1 tRNA gene is annotated in these 310 nt (G+C 53.2%); it reads left to right on the top strand.

The features are described from left to right. Positions 1 to 168 precede the first annotated feature (168 nt). Positions 169 to 245, top strand: a tRNA-Ile gene (locus ACODTO_RS29595). Positions 246 to 310: the final 65 nt, after the last annotated feature.

Below are 310 nucleotides of genomic sequence, written 5' to 3'. Positions count from 1 at the left end.
GTAACAAGGTAGCCGTAGGGGAACCTGCGGCTGGATCACCTCCTTAATCGACGACAGCAGCTGCTCCATGAGCTCCCACACGAATTGCTTGATTCATTGAAGAAGACGATAGAAGCAGCTTTAAGCTCCAAGCTGATAGCTCACGCTAACAGTTACAAGCTCGAAATTGGGTCTGTAGCTCAGTTGGTTAGAGCGCACCCCTGATAAGGGTGAGGTCGGCAGTTCGAATCTGCCCAGACCCACCAATTTTGTTATGGGGCCATAGCTCAGCTGGGAGAGCGCCTGCCTTGCACGCAGGAGGTCAGCGGTT

Source organism: Pseudomonas sp. FG13, from assembly GCF_057809755.1.
The sequence above is the reverse complement of the archived record's forward strand: the minus strand, read 5'-3'. Positions and strand labels throughout refer to the sequence as shown.